The organism is Bacillus changyiensis, assembly GCF_027706145.1.
Lineage (GTDB): Bacteria > Bacillota > Bacilli > Bacillales > Bacillaceae > Bacillus > Bacillus changyiensis.
The window spans coordinates 205,707-218,962 of record NZ_JAQFWW010000003.1 but is presented as its reverse complement, the minus strand read 5'-3'; the positions used below and the strand labels follow the sequence as shown (position 1 = coordinate 218,962).

The window sequence follows — 13,256 nt, the reverse complement described above, 5'->3', positions numbered from 1 at the left end:
GCTTACATTTATGATTATAGCTTGACCAATGAAGACGAGTAAGTATTAAAAAAAGAAAAAAAAGTTACAAAAGGTAATGGGGGTGGAGAATGGAGGGAAGAGTCTCTAAGGATCTAATGATAAATAGTCGTCAAAAATAAGCACTTTAAACTAGTATTTTCTATTTGGGGAGTTTGTGGTTTGTTTGGAGAATAGCATAAATACCGTATACAAAAAAGCACTTGATTATCAGTGCTTTTTTGTATGGGTATGTCGTCCCTAAAATAACGAAATTGGGATCTCTTCATTAGCTTGTGAATACCGTTTGAAATTAACAAATAATACCTTCATTACTGATCACAATTCTTTGTTATGTAGTACTCAGAGCTAAGGTGTCAAGTTTGTTAGCGTCTTCTCAACAGCTTCTCCTTCATTGAATCTGAAAGTGCTGCAACTACGCGAAGCTTTAGCGGAACCGCTACCTTGTACCGGACTTTCAACCGGCTTTTAGCCATAATATTTGCAATGATCCGTGCTACTTCCTTCGCTTCAGTCTTCTTCTGGGCACTTCGTTGTCTAATATCTGATTCATAGTGACTGGCATAGGGGGAGTTTTGATTTGACATAAGGTCAGCCGAATTTTGGGCAAGTGTCTTAAAAAAATTTGTTTTGATAGCACCCGGTTCGATCACTGTTGATTGGATATCATATTGGTGTAACTCCAGTCGGAGCGCCTCATTCAATGCTTCAACTGCAAATTTTGATGAGCAATAAGCGCCATTAATCGCCTGTGCAAACTGTCCTGAGATTGAACCAATGTTGATGATCTTGCCAGACCGCTGATTCCGCATAATTGGTACAACTGCTTGGATCATTTGAATCATCCCAAATACATTCACATCATACATCGTTTTCACATCAGAAACATTAACCTCTTCTAAAGCTCCCCTTACCGAATAACCTGCATTATTCACAAGAACATCAATTTTCCGATATTTTGATAGTACTTCGTGGACAGCTTCTGTAATGGACTCTTTTTGGGCAATATCCAACGGTAATTTCAAGGAAGCTTTCAGAGTCTTTATTGTCTCTACATTTCTTGCTGTTGCTACAACCGTGTATCCTTGGTCATATAAAATCTCACAAAGCTCCTTACCAATACCACTCGAACATCCAGTAATGAATACAACTGTTTGATTTTTCACCAAAATAAACCTCCATGGATAGAATTTGATCTATTATATATCACATAGAGGTTCGTCTCATTATCATTTGTTAAGATTCTGTTTTGTTCTTATTCTGCTAAGTGATACTGGAGTGATTCCTAGATATGATGCCAGATGACACTGTTTTATTCGTTGTTTTAGTTCCGGATAAGAAACGCAAAAGTTGTTGTATCGTTCCGTACTGTTCCATAATTTAAAACTAGTTGCATGCTCCTCTTTCATCACAAGGACAGTATCAACCATCTTCTTATAAAATGATAGCAATTGATAATTCCCATCAACAATTTTCTCCCAATCATGAATTGAAGCCACAAAAATCTCACTATTCTCTAGCGCCTGTACAGAATATGCAGATTCTTTCTGTGATATATAAGCTAAATAAGAAAGAATCAGATCTCCCTCTACATAGAAATATTTCGTCACATCATGGCCTAGTTCATCAATATAGAATGATCGGAATGCCCCTTTCATGATTAATGCTATTTCAGTCGATTTCTCACCCTCTCTAATGAAGAAATTATTTTTCTTCAGGGTTCTTGGATAAAAAATTGCCCTTACTTTAGCTAGGTTATCGTCATCAAGAGGTACCCCGAATTTGGTTTGAAGATCACTCCATAATCTATCAGTTTTGGTTTTGTTCATTTAAAATCTCCATTCAGTGAGTAGTAACTTTAGATCGAAGTTCTACGTTGCCTACTAGTTTTTCATCAAAAAGGCACTTCCTGCTTAGCCGACAATACAGATCGTTTTTTTTGTCTGAATTGAGGTGATATTCCTCGTCACCTTGTTCGTTAGTTGTGATGTGAACAAATTCTTTAAGTTTGGTTTTCCATTAAATATTTAAAGCCTATGTATGCAAATTTTTCAGCAAATTGAAGCATTGTTTTGAAACTTTCTAGCTTTTGAAAACTAGCCAGTGAAACCCCTCCCAGAATTCTTTCGCTTTGCGAAGGTAAATTTCCATACATTTGCTAAATTCATTCAACGTACAGTACTCCAAAGTCGAATGAATGCTAAAATAGAGATAGCGGACTAATATAAGAAATTCTGCTTTTATTATCTATTCTCATTGTGCTTCTAAACTGAATGGCTATAAGAATACATATGCTTGGAACGGTAATCATCCACATTGTTCCAAAGAACAACAATACTGGATGAAAGTATATGTATACAATAAAAATCGGTATTCCCAATATGCCATTCATAGTAGATATCCTTTTTATCCATTTATTTATTCCATCGCCAATAAAAACTTGTGCACAAAATAAAGTTGCAACACACATAAAGGTATATCCTAGACCATCAATCACATACATGAGTGATTCAGGTTCAAATGCCAATAAAGCTACCTTTTCTGATTCGCCACGTATACCATGTGGAATAACCACGAACAGTTCTGTCATATATACAATCATAACGAAAACAGCATATAGAACTGAAAACTGTAATCCAATTTGACTCCAAACCTTTTTAGTTTCATGAGAGGTATAGTGAACACATGCTATCATAGCAACGAACGAAGGAGCTATTAAGATAGATGCGCCAAAGATGAGTATCTGACTTAAATATCCAGTAAGTAAGCCTAACGACGACAATATTTGAAACATTGAATATAGTATACTGAATGTTGCAGCAAATGTGGCAAACCAGAATCCTAATTTATTTACTGGATTAGGATTCATAAAAACATCACCTCCTAAATTTCTAATTTCAAATAATTTTTAAAGAATGAATCTAGCCTAAGTTCTGTGACACTTACAATACGAACTAGAAATGGATCACTTAATTCTTTCAAAAGATTGTTGGTATTATCTATAAGCTTTTTACATGTAGTATAGACTCTGTTTAAACGTTTTTTGTCTTCTAAAAGTTTTTCCGCAATTTCCCTAGGTTTTTGGCCTTTCTTATATAATGAAATAACTTCTGAATCGAGGGTTACATAGGAAAAATGGCCAATGGAGATATCCTCCACCAAATCCTTGAAATCATCAATAATCTGAATAACAGCACCAAATGAAAAGAAAACTTCAAAATATGCATCGATAAGAGAAGATTTACCTAATTGCTCAAGACTAAGCATAAACGGAGTCAAAAGATGTGCTGCTTTGAAACCGCATTCTATTGGTTTATCCTTTTCATAAGGGCTGCCTTTTCCACGAAGAGATTTTTCCTTTATCTCAGCTTTAAGAAATTGAGTTCGAATCCGATGCAAAATGTTTAGGTTAACTTCGGTAACGCCGAAATTTCTAAGGATTTCTGTCTCATATTCAGCAATGAGCATTTGAGCTGTAAGCAATTCAACTGGAGAGAAATTGTCCTCATCAACTTGAACATCAAGTATCCCATAGCCTGCAATACCGTAGACTACGGCACGGAGCAACCCATCAAAAGAATTTAGATTTTCAGCTAATCCATTTTCCTCCATCCAAATGACTAGAAATGCATAGATAGGATAGGCATCCCTGAAATATTCATCTTTCTTATTTAGACTTTCCCATTGAGATATGTTAAATCCAACAGGAAGTGTGTATTCGGTAAGAAATTTCTTTCTTTCATTATCTAGAGAATCAAATATTCTCAGTAATTTTATCCCAATCTTTCGATGTTTCCACATTGTTAAAATATTTGTATCGGATAAGAATGGAGCCATTACAGCAGCCCAAAACTCTTTTTCCCCCATGTGATAGGTGTTAAGAACTCTACTGGCAAACTCATCAAAAGCACTCATTTTATTCATAGTAAATCTCCTCAACAAATCAATATGTATAAATTAATCTTGATTCCGACATACACATTTCCTATTTGCTTTATTTTTTGTAATTGTATCCTCTCGGAGTTGATACTTCTCATAATCTGAGGAAACATAAAAGCACAAAAAAGGGACAGATGTCACAAATCAATTGTTACCAGCTTTATTTTCTCTCTATCCTTACAACACACTCCACATGCGCCGTCTGCGGAAACATATCAACTGGCTGAATATATTCGACATGGTAGTCCTTCGCCAAATAATGCAAATCCTTTGCAAGTGTCGATGGATTGCATGAGACGTATACGAACCGCTTTGGCTTTACCTGTTTGATCGTATCTAAAAAGGTGCGGTCACAGCCGGTTCTTGGTGGATCGACGATGACAACATCGGGTCTGAAGCCTTCCTTTGTCCATTTGGGCAACCAGTGTTCGGCTGTGCCTGTGACATAGTGAGCATTTTCGATGCCGTGTTTTTTGGCGTTTTTCTTGGCGTCGGCGATCGATTCTTTAATAACGTCCATGCCGCGGATTTCTCCTGCTCCCTCTGCGATCCACATGCCGATTGTGCCGACACCGCAGTAAGCGTCAACGACTTTTTCGCTGCCTGTTAGTTGAGCGGCTTTTTTCACTTCATCATAAAGTTTGACTGTTTGAATTGGATTAAGCTGAAAGAAAGCACGTGCACTTAGCTCAAATGAAATATCTCCGAGCACTTCCTGGATCACTGTGTTGCCTGCTAAAAGTTTTGTATCATCTCCAAAGATAACCGATGTCTTCGCTTTGTTGACGTTTTGAATGACTGAGGTTACTTCAGGAAGACGTTTTTTAATTTCTTCAGCGATTAGCTGTTTGCGCGGTAGATTCTCTTTAGCAGTGACGAGCACGACTTGGACTTCTCCTGTCTCAAAGCCAGTTCTTGTTACTATCGTACGTACATCGCCTGTTCGTTTACGCTCATGATAGACGGTGATACCAAAGTCTTCGAGAATTTGTTTAACTGTTTGAGTCGTTTTGTTTGTCGCTGAATGCTGGACAATACATTCTGAAATGGGAACAAGGTGGTGCGAGTCAATTCCGTATAGACCGGCAATCATTTTTCCTTTTTTTAATCCGAGTTGGAATTGGCTTTTATTCCTGTAGTTCCACGGATTTTCCATTCCGATCGTTGGCCTAATCTCCAATTGATCCACATGAAAACGAGTGTGGCGCTCAAGCGCTTGAATGACGATATCGCGTTTTTCTTTTAGTTGCTGATCATAAGCGAGATGCTGCAGCTGACAGCCACCACATTGTTCATAAATGGTACAAGGCGGTTTGACACGGTGTTCTGAGCGTTTGCGAATTTTCTTGACCCGTCCTTCAGAAAATTTCGGCTGAACTTTTGTCGCTTCGACAACGACTTCTTCACCTGGTAGAGCTCCAGGAACAAACACAACCTTTTTTTTAAAATAGCCGACTCCTTCGCCATTAATGCCAAGGCGTTTAATGGTAAGGGGAAATTGCTGTCCGACTTTTAATTCTGCCGATCCATTACTTTCACGTTTCACTCATATTCTCTCCATTTCTACTCAATGCTTCTCCACAAATACATCGAAGCATAACTTAAATAAGGCTGCCATTCTTTACTCAAAGTATGCATATCTTCTTTTGATGGTTTAGTTTGTAAACCAAAATGATGTTTGATAGCCCTTTGGATTCCGATATCTGCTAATGGGAACAGGTTGGGACGACCAAGTCCGAACAACAGAATATTTTGCACAGTCCAAGGACCGATTCCTCTGATCTTCACGAGTTTTTCCATGATTTCTTCATCTGATAATAGAGGAAATTCAGCTAGATTTAACTCCCCTGTAACGATCATTCTTGATGTATCAATCACATATTCCGATTTTCGCATACTAAACTGCAGTTCTCGCAAGTCGTTGTAATCAAGCTTTGCAATTGTTTCAGGAAGCGGATAAAACCAGATACCATCCTGTTGTTCACCAAAGGCATGCACAAATCGTTCCGTTAATCGATAAGCGAATGCTAGATTTAACTGTTGATGTATGATGCATTTCATTAGACAGTGATATAATTGAAAATCAAGGACAATTGGTGTTCCTCTATGCTCTTTAAACAATACTGACAAACTTGTTTTTGAAAAATGATCCATAACAGGTTGAAGACTTTCTTCCCACCTGAAAATCCGGTTGACTTCTTTTAGCATTGCTTTCTGCTCCCCTTGACCACTGACGAGAAATTCCGGATGGTCTACCGTTCCGGTTGCTTGAACCGTAATAATACAAGGTTTTTTCTCTTCATTGCGAAGCGGCAGTTTGACTTCCCGCTTTTCAAGATCCACTGCATGAAGAGGGTCAAGAGACAACCTCTCTAACACACGATCAAAGTGATAAGGAGGTGACACACTTACAGTTTCCTTCCACATCGCTTTCCATTCCCTTTCTTGTTTGTCCACAGTATACCATGTTTACTTTTCATTTATAAAACGAATCATTTTTCTTTAGCAGCAGCATGCTATGATAAGGGTGGAGGGTTGCCAATGTATAAACATATTGCCATAACAAAAGACGGACAGCTTCTATTAGATGTTCCCACAGAAAGGCTGACAGCTGAAGATATCGAATGGTATTGGACAGACTTTGATCAGCCATCAGATGTAGAAGCTTTATTATTACATAGCCATTTTCATTTTCATCCATTATCAATTGAAGATTGTTTTCATCATTTACAACGACCAAAGCTTGATCAGTATGAACATTATGCATTTTTTGTGATTCACGCTTTAAATCAAAAAACATTAGCTTCTGAAGAAGTTGATTTGTTTGTTGGAGACCGTTTTATTGTTACATTTCACCTTCACGCATCACTAGGTATAGAAAAGGTGAGAAGACAAGTTTTAGAAAATCAAGATTTGTGGACTAAGGGTCCAAACCATATCGCCTATATGGTGATGGATCAGCTGGTAGACGAGTATTTTCCAATCCTCTATCAAATTGAAGACAGGCTCAATGAAATCGCCGAAAGTGATAGTCGAAAAACGTTTGGGACACTGATCAATGAAGTGTTTGAAATTAGAAGCGATCTTCTCAAGCTGAGGAGAACGATTATTCCGATGCGCGACTTGCTATATCGGATTTTAAACATTGAACCTTTAAAAGAAAACCGTGAACGCAAAGCTTATTACAGTGATATTTATGATCACCTTTTGAAACTCACGGAAATCGTTGAAAATAATCGAGACATGACCGCTGATTTACGAGATAGCTATCAAACATTAAACTCCAATCGGATGAATGCCATTATGATGACCTTAACGATTGTATCAACGATTTTTATCCCGCTAACATTTATCGTTGGTGTTTATGGAATGAATTTTGAAAACATGCCAGAACTTCATTGGCATCACGGGTATTATTTCATTCTCGGATTCATGGCCATTATTGTCATCGGCATGATCATGTGGTTCCGTTACAAAGGTTGGTTTCATATTTTTAAATAGTCCATAAAATAAAAGCCAATGAAGAAACACTCCATTGGCTTTCCGTATTGTGATCAATCTTGATAAGTCTCAAGAATCGCATTTGCAGCAACAATTGCGTTATAGACATCTTCAGGTGTAACAGGAAATGGCATATTGCCCATTGTATCGTCCTCTGCACAAGCCATCTTTGCAACCTTTCGCCACTCTTCCTCAACAAATTCTTCGACTCCCAAATCTTTTAATGTAAGCGGGAGACCGACTCCTTTAACAACACCAATCACTGTTTCTAATTCTTCTGTTGGTACATTTTCTAAAATAAGCTGAGCCATTAGACCGAAAGTGACTTTTTCACCATGTTGGACCTTATGTAATGCAGGAACAGCTGTCATAGCGTTGTGAATGGCGTGTGCTGCAGCGAGTCCACCTGATTCTGCACCAACACCACTTAAATAAATAGTGGCTTCAATCGTATCTTCAACAGCACGTGTAGCTACACCGTTTTTAACAGCCTCCATTGCTTTTACCCCGTTTTCTAAAAGGGTATCATAACAAAGGCGGGCAAGCCCCAGAGCTGTTGTTGAAGGTTTCATCAATACAAGGTTGTCCCCATTTGCTTTAAAGCAAGCACGAGCTTCAAAATATGTAGCTAAAGCGTCACCAATTCCAGCTGCGAAAAAACGTGCTGGAGCTCCTGATAAAATGTCAATATCAGCAAGTACAACATCAGGATTTGTTGGCAAAAATAAATAGCGGTCAAATTCCCCTGATTTTTTATAAATGACCGCCAAAGCTGTACATGGAGCATCTGTGGATGCAATCGTTGGAAAAATGGCAACCGGTAGTTTTTCATAATAAGCCGTAGCTTTTGCTGTATCAAGTGTTTTTCCACCACCAATCCCAATGATGATGTTTGCACCTGACTTACGAGCAAGCTCACGGTTGCGGTCGATTTCTTCTTGTGTGCATTCATAATTAAATTTTTCAAAGACCGCTTGATTACCGGCTTTTTCAATTGACTCACCGGCCTCTTTTTGTGCTCGTTCTAAAATAAACTCGTCACAAATGACATATGCTTTATCACCAAAGTCTGAAATATAATCATTCAAATTTGCCAGCAGTTGTTTTCCCGTAATAAATTTTTTTGGTGATGTTACTGATCTTACTAAATTCCCCATGGTAATTCCCCCTTCATTTAACATGATAACCCTATTTTCCTTTTAAATCTAGTAAAAATTTAACAATAGAAAAACCCCGTAAAATGATCGGGGTTTACATTAAAGTGTCTTTAGAATCATATGTTTTTCAAACATCAGGTCATCGAGGCTTTTAAATTGATACCCTCCTTTTTTTAAATCAGTGATCGCTCGATCAAGAGCTTCCGCATTGTCTTTTGATACTGTATGAAGCAAATAGATCGCTCCAGGGTGAGCTTGTTTGAGGATGTTATCATAGGCGTATTTCCAGCCTTTTTGCTTGTTGATTTTCCAATCTACAAAAGCAGCTGACCAAAAAACCGTTTGATAACCAAGCTTATTCGTCTCATGAAGAACCCTTTCACTAAAAATCCCACGAGGTGGCCGTAAGTAAAGATTGTCCTGTTTGCCTGTTATTTTAAAAACTTCTTCAGTAACCGAGTCCAATTCTTCTTTAATGATATCGCTTGATTTCGTTGTTAAATCTGGGTGGTGAAACGAGTGGTTGCCAACAATATGGCCTTCCTTAGCCATTCGTTTTACAAGTTCAGGTTGATCTTTGACAAAATGTCCTGTTACAAAAAAAGCAGCTTTAACGTTTTGCTTTTTCAATACATCAAGTATCTGTTGTGTGTGTCCATTTTCATAACCGTTATCAAACGTTAAATAGACAGCCTTTTCTTTTGTGTCACCTAAATAAATCGCATCATAGCGATTTAGAAGATGGTTTAGTTCTTTTCCTGCATCAGCTGGCTGATGATGTTTGCTTTTGGAAAATCCCCAGTGAATCGCCTTATTGGAGATCGCTTCAGCACGACTTGTAAAAGCCAGCAGCATGAGGAATCCGCAACATAAAGTACAGATTCGTTTCATGGTATCGCTCCCAGTTTAGTTTTTTCTTATTTTTTAAAAGAGCTTTGTTTTTCATACCATGTAACACTTGGAAAAACAAAAAAACGCTGCAAAACTACAGCGTTCCCTTCCAATCTTTTTTATAGCGTTCGTATTTAGCCTCCAGTTCATCAAGCATACGGATCAGTTTGTCAATATCTTCAACGTCCGTCACTTCTGGATCTAAAGAATCAATAATAGACATAAACATATCTAACCTGTTTTTTAAGTCATTTACTTGCTGTTGTTTATCATTTAAGGTATTCTCCATCATTATCCTCCTTTATATTATAGTCTTTAAAGCGGTATTTTTCAATGATCTTCACTTGCGACTTTTACCAGCTAAGGTCTAAAATTAATAGTTGGGCTATATTTAATATGTCCTAACGATAAAGGAGTTAGATATGTATGAAACAAAAATTAAAAGTCCGTCCAATCACTCCTGATTATGATCCGTGGGAAGCGTATCTGGATGTGGATGAATATGGAGATATAGAGCTGACGAATATCGAATTGACGACGACAACTCTTTGTAATATGCGTTGCGAACATTGTGCTGTCGGATATACACTCCGGCCGAAAGATCCAAATCCTCTACCGCTCAGCCTGCTTTTAAGACGGCTTGATGAAATTCCCCACCTCCGTTCCTTAAGCTTAACTGGCGGAGAACCGATGCTCTCGTTAACATCTGTGAAGGAATATGTCGTACCTTTATTAAAATATGCACATGAGCGTGGGGTTAGGACACAGATCAATTCTAATTTGACCCTTGATATCAACCGCTATGAGTGGATCATCCCATACTTAGATGTTCTTCACATTTCTCATAACTGGGGGACAATTGAAGACTTTGCCGAAATCGGCTTTGCAATGATGGAGAAAAAACCGACATTTGCCCAAAGAGCACGATATTTTGAGAAAATGATTGAAAACAGCCGGACATTGGTTGATGAGGGCGTCATGGTGTCAGCAGAAACGATGCTAAATAAACGAACACTCCCTCATATTGAACATATTCATAAGCAGATTGTTCACGATATGAAGTGTCAGCGCCATGAAGTACATCCCATGTACCCGAGCGATTTTGCAAGTAACCTAGAAGTGTTAAGTTTAAAGGAATTGAGAAACGCAATCCACCACCTGCTTGATGTACGAGATCAACACACATGGATGTTGTTCGGTACACTGCCGTTTTATGCATGCAGTCCTGATCATCAAGACCAACTTCTTTTAAAAAGGTTGTATGAAACGGAAAATGTCACTGTCAGAAATGATCCTGACGGACGTTCCCGTCTCAATATTAATATTTTTGATGGTCATATTATTGTGACTGATTTCGGTGATACACCACCACTAGGCAATATTCAAACAGACAGCCTGATGAGTGCATATGCGAAATGGAGAAAAACAGAGCTTGCTAAATGTCTGAACTGCCATTGTTCAAGCGTCAGATGTCTCGGACCTAATGTATTGGTTAAAAACAGCTATTACCAAGATATTGATTTTTCTTCCCGAAAAGCGAGAAATATAGAAATTTAAAAAAAGGGGCGATTTCATGTGCCCCTTTTCTTTAGCGAGATTGATTTAGTTTAAAACCCATTGTCAAATGATCCTGAACAGGAATCCAAGCCCCAATCCCCTGTGATGTGATATTTTTAACGACAAGTTTTCGTTTATTACCTTTTAAGACAAGATATACTTCCCCATAGGTAATTTTCCCTTTTTCATTAATAGCAGGAGCAAAGGCATTCAAAACCCCAAGTTTTTTCGGTGAAACTTTATAGGTTTGATCGCGTTTTGTTCCCGCCCCCACAACCGTTTCAAAAGCGAGTGGTAATTTCGTTTTTTCCATTGCTTTAAGCATCATCATGTTTTTCACATCTTCAGCTTTTGGCACTTTTGCTGTTAATCCGCCTTTAATTTTACTTGTTTTTTCCTGTGAATAAGTGATTTCGGCAGTTGATTTTCCACTTCTGTTGTCATAGCGGTTCATATTAATTTTTTGGTATTCCCAGTTAGCAACAGTCTCATTAGAATTATAACTTAGCGCCCATCTTCCTAAATAAATTGTCGCTCTATATCCAATCGCAAGCGGGGTCCCTGATATGCTTGATTCATTTAGCATTTTAATCAGATGTGGGTTCTCAATCGCTGTATCAGATGTTTCGAGAAGCTCTTTTGCCAATTCGCTCGGCTGCAATCTCGGCTGATCCTGAGAAGCATTGGGATATGTGTTTTCTTTAGAAATATTGGTGACAGAGTTTGGTACTTTCATTGCCTTGGCTGCAACAGCTTCCTGTACAGCGAAAAAACTAAAGGATAAAAACGCAATAAGCGTAAAATACAAAAGCTTTTTCATACGATCACTCTTTCTGTATCTTTTTTTATAGTGTTTACTGTAGTTAGTCCCTTTATCCAATTTTTTTCAACCACTTATGATTTTCAATTACCTATTCAATCACCTACATAAAAAACATCTTGCTTATCAACTTGATAACGTTATACGATCAATGGAGGAACTGGATAAGGAGAATGAGCATGTCTAGAATTCACTTTTTCATACTTGTGTTGATTGTCAGTATTTCTGGATTTTCTCAAGGGATGCTTTTACCAGTCATCTCGATTATTTTTGAACAGGAGGGTCATTCGGCAACTTTAAATGGCATTCATGCGACAGGTCTTTATATTGGCGTTTTAGTCGCATCGCCATTTATGGAGGCACCATTGCGAAAGCTTGGATTTAAACCGCTCATCATGTTCGGTGGAATGATTGTGGTTGCCAGCTTGTTTAGTTTTGTGTTGTTTAAGTCTTATTTAGTATGGTTCTTTTTACGGCTTATCATTGGAATCGGTGATCATATGCTTCATTTTTCAACACAAACATGGGTCACGACTTTATCATCTAAAAAAAACCGTGGGCGGAATATTTCGTTATATGGTCTTTCCTTTAGCTTAGGATTTGCAGCAGGACCTGCTTTAACACCGCTTATTAACATGATGCCGTCACTACCATTTATTATTTCTGGTGCGTTTAGCTTGTTCGTCTGGTTGTTTGTCCTTTTTTTAAAAAATGATTTCCCAGAAAATAGTGGTTCTGAAAACAGATCTGACAACAGTTTAAAACGATTTTACCAAGCTTTTTTGCTTGGCTGGGTTGCCTTCTTACCGACTTTTGGTTATGGAGTTTTAGAAACTGTGTTAAACGGAAACTTCCCTGTATATGCACTCAGGTCAGGGATTACTGTCGAAGGTGTATCCATTATTTTACCTGCCTTTGCCATTGGCACAATTGTTTTTCAATATCCACTTGGCATCTTGAGTGACAAGTGCGGCCGCGGAAAGGTTCTTCTCATCATTTTGGCAATTGGAGCAGGGTGTTTTTTCATTGCAGGTTTCACTGAATCCATTCTAGTTATAGCTACATGCTTTTTTGTAGCGGGAATGGCTGTCGGATCGACTTTTTCACTCGGTATTAGCTTTATGGCCGATTTGCTGCCAAAGCACCTTCTTCCTGCCGGCAACCTCATGTGCGGAATTACATTTAGCTTCGGTAGTATTTTTGGACCAACTCTAGGTGGTTGGTATATGCAAACATTTGAAAACGGCAACCTTCTATTTTTCATTACATTTGTGATGATTTTAATCTGGAGTGGGGTTTTTATTGGAAAGAGAAAGGGGCAAAAAAACGTGACAAACCAAATAGAGTCGTCTGTCTAAATGACAAACGACTCT

At 38.1% G+C, this 13,256-nt stretch carries 13 protein-coding genes; 3 read left to right on the top strand and 10 right to left on the bottom strand.

Annotated elements, in window-relative coordinates; translation table 11 throughout:
- Positions 1 to 383 precede the first annotated feature (383 nt).
- From PDT38_RS12810 to PDT38_RS12785, 6 genes are all read right to left on the bottom strand, one after another.
- Positions 384 to 1,184 (bottom strand): SDR family oxidoreductase, encoded by an 801-nt coding sequence (locus PDT38_RS12810; RefSeq protein ID WP_270802109.1) that lies wholly within the window; start codon positions 1,182 to 1,184, stop codon positions 384 to 386.
- Positions 1,185 to 1,247: 63 nt separating this feature from the next.
- Complete coding sequence (locus tag PDT38_RS12805; protein WP_270802107.1) at positions 1,248 to 1,847, bottom strand: Crp/Fnr family transcriptional regulator; 600 nt, start codon at positions 1,845 to 1,847, stop codon at positions 1,248 to 1,250.
- Positions 1,848 to 2,218: 371 nt separating this feature from the next.
- Positions 2,219 to 2,887 carry a hypothetical protein gene (locus PDT38_RS12800; protein WP_270802105.1) on the bottom strand — a complete coding sequence of 223 codons (669 nt, stop codon included), beginning with the start codon at positions 2,885 to 2,887 and terminating at the stop codon, positions 2,219 to 2,221.
- Positions 2,888 to 2,901: 14 nt separating this feature from the next.
- Positions 2,902 to 3,942, bottom strand: coding sequence for a hypothetical protein (locus tag PDT38_RS12795; protein ID WP_270802104.1), 1,041 nt, complete (start codon positions 3,940 to 3,942; stop codon positions 2,902 to 2,904).
- A 175-nt stretch (positions 3,943 to 4,117) separates the two neighbouring features.
- Positions 4,118 to 5,503, bottom strand: coding sequence for a 23S rRNA (uracil(1939)-C(5))-methyltransferase RlmD (rlmD, locus tag PDT38_RS12790; protein ID WP_270802103.1), 1,386 nt, complete (start codon positions 5,501 to 5,503; stop codon positions 4,118 to 4,120).
- Between the two features lie 17 nt (positions 5,504 to 5,520).
- On the bottom strand, positions 5,521 to 6,384 hold the full coding sequence (locus tag PDT38_RS12785) for a DNA-3-methyladenine glycosylase family protein (protein WP_270802101.1): 864 nt from the start codon (positions 6,382 to 6,384) through the stop codon (positions 5,521 to 5,523).
- 114 nt (positions 6,385 to 6,498) lie between these two features.
- Here PDT38_RS12785 and corA point away from each other — a divergent pair, with 114 nt between their 5' ends.
- Positions 6,499 to 7,458 (top strand): magnesium/cobalt transporter CorA, encoded by a 960-nt coding sequence (gene corA / locus PDT38_RS12780; protein ID WP_270802099.1) that lies wholly within the window; start codon positions 6,499 to 6,501, stop codon positions 7,456 to 7,458.
- Positions 7,459 to 7,511: 53 nt separating this feature from the next.
- Here the strand turns inward: corA and PDT38_RS12775 are convergent, their stop codons facing one another.
- The 3 genes from PDT38_RS12775 to PDT38_RS12765 form a co-directional block, all read right to left on the bottom strand.
- Positions 7,512 to 8,615: a glycerol dehydrogenase gene (locus tag PDT38_RS12775; RefSeq protein ID WP_270802097.1), complete on the bottom strand. Its 1,104-nt coding sequence runs from the start codon at positions 8,613 to 8,615 to the stop codon at positions 7,512 to 7,514.
- A 99-nt stretch (positions 8,616 to 8,714) separates the two neighbouring features.
- Positions 8,715 to 9,506 carry a delta-lactam-biosynthetic de-N-acetylase gene (gene pdaA, locus PDT38_RS12770; protein ID WP_270802095.1) on the bottom strand — a complete coding sequence of 264 codons (792 nt, stop codon included), beginning with the start codon at positions 9,504 to 9,506 and terminating at the stop codon, positions 8,715 to 8,717.
- Positions 9,507 to 9,600: 94 nt separating this feature from the next.
- Positions 9,601 to 9,795: an SE1561 family protein gene (locus tag PDT38_RS12765; protein ID WP_270802093.1), complete on the bottom strand. Its 195-nt coding sequence runs from the start codon at positions 9,793 to 9,795 to the stop codon at positions 9,601 to 9,603.
- 137 nt (positions 9,796 to 9,932) lie between these two features.
- Here PDT38_RS12765 and yfkAB point away from each other — a divergent pair, with 137 nt between their 5' ends.
- On the top strand, positions 9,933 to 11,063 hold the full coding sequence (gene yfkAB / locus PDT38_RS12760; protein ID WP_270802091.1) for a radical SAM/CxCxxxxC motif protein YfkAB: 1,131 nt from the start codon (positions 9,933 to 9,935) through the stop codon (positions 11,061 to 11,063).
- 31 nt (positions 11,064 to 11,094) lie between these two features.
- On the opposite strand, the gene PDT38_RS12755 is transcribed toward yfkAB, so the two are convergent.
- Positions 11,095 to 11,883 carry a YfkD famly protein gene (locus tag PDT38_RS12755; RefSeq protein ID WP_270802090.1) on the bottom strand — a complete coding sequence of 263 codons (789 nt, stop codon included), beginning with the start codon at positions 11,881 to 11,883 and terminating at the stop codon, positions 11,095 to 11,097.
- A gap of 179 nt (positions 11,884 to 12,062) precedes the next feature.
- Here PDT38_RS12755 and PDT38_RS12750 point away from each other — a divergent pair, with 179 nt between their 5' ends.
- Positions 12,063 to 13,241 (top strand): MFS transporter, encoded by a 1,179-nt coding sequence (locus PDT38_RS12750; RefSeq protein WP_270802088.1) that lies wholly within the window; start codon positions 12,063 to 12,065, stop codon positions 13,239 to 13,241.
- Positions 13,242 to 13,256: the final 15 nt, after the last annotated feature.

What these genes read in the sequence shown, in the direction of transcription:
- PDT38_RS12805 (WP_270802107.1), bottom strand. Translation starts at nt 1,847, where the DNA reads ATGAACAAAACCAAAACTGATAGATTATGGAGTGATCTTCAAACCAAA.
- PDT38_RS12800 (WP_270802105.1), bottom strand. Translation starts at nt 2,887, where the DNA reads ATGAATCCTAATCCAGTAAATAAATTAGGATTCTGGTTTGCCACATTT.
- PDT38_RS12795 (WP_270802104.1), bottom strand. Translation starts at nt 3,942, where the DNA reads ATGAATAAAATGAGTGCTTTTGATGAGTTTGCCAGTAGAGTTCTTAAC.
- PDT38_RS12785 (WP_270802101.1), bottom strand. Translation starts at nt 6,384, where the DNA reads ATGTGGAAGGAAACTGTAAGTGTGTCACCTCCTTATCACTTTGATCGT.
- corA (WP_270802099.1), top strand. Translation starts at nt 6,499, where the DNA reads ATGTATAAACATATTGCCATAACAAAAGACGGACAGCTTCTATTAGAT.
- PDT38_RS12775 (WP_270802097.1), bottom strand. Translation starts at nt 8,615, where the DNA reads ATGGGGAATTTAGTAAGATCAGTAACATCACCAAAAAAATTTATTACG.
- pdaA (WP_270802095.1), bottom strand. Translation starts at nt 9,506, where the DNA reads ATGAAACGAATCTGTACTTTATGTTGCGGATTCCTCATGCTGCTGGCT.
- PDT38_RS12765 (WP_270802093.1), bottom strand. Translation starts at nt 9,795, where the DNA reads ATGGAGAATACCTTAAATGATAAACAACAGCAAGTAAATGACTTAAAA.
- yfkAB (WP_270802091.1), top strand. Translation starts at nt 9,933, where the DNA reads ATGAAACAAAAATTAAAAGTCCGTCCAATCACTCCTGATTATGATCCG.
- PDT38_RS12755 (WP_270802090.1), bottom strand. Translation starts at nt 11,883, where the DNA reads ATGAAAAAGCTTTTGTATTTTACGCTTATTGCGTTTTTATCCTTTAGT.
- PDT38_RS12750 (WP_270802088.1), top strand. Translation starts at nt 12,063, where the DNA reads ATGTCTAGAATTCACTTTTTCATACTTGTGTTGATTGTCAGTATTTCT.